The sequence below is a fragment of the Bacillus sp. LR--39 genome (assembly GCF_053613335.1).
On sequence record NZ_JBSIOT010001682.1, the window covers coordinates 1 to 505 of the forward strand.

The 505-nt window shown below is 41.0% G+C and carries 1 pseudogene; it reads left to right on the top strand.

Annotation, left to right across the window (positions count from 1 at the left end):
- Nucleotides 1–505: pseudogene (yvrG, locus tag ACWHAR_RS32505) on the top strand (two-component system sensor histidine kinase YvrG); the annotation flags it as partial.

Here is a 505-nt window from a genome sequence, read left to right on the forward strand (position 1 = left end):
TGAGTCGAAGCAGTATGACTGGTCGCCGGAAGAAGTGAAAGAAATGGGGCAGGTTGTCAGAGAAAAATCTGAATACATGTCCAAGCTGATTGAAGACTTAAATTTAACGTATCGGCTGAAAAATGATGCTCTTCCTATTGATAGAAAGCTCACTAGCCTTATCCCGTTTTTTAAAAATGTCATTGAGGATTTTAAGAAAAATCCGTTTTCTGAAGGGTATGATATCTCGTTTGTATCCAAAGAAGAGCATATTGAATTTGCCCTTGATGAAGCGTGGTTCAGGCGCATATTAGAAAACCTCCTTGGGAATGCCGTGAAGCACAACGGCAAAGGAACAGAGATTCAAGTCATTCTGGAACAAACAAAAAATCATATTTCTTTAAAGGTGAAGGACAATGGGAAAGGAATGGATGAAGAAACCATTACCCATTTGTTTAACCGTTACTACAGAGGGACGAACACAAAAGATTCAACTGCCGGAACGGGTCTCGGGCTCGCGATTGCC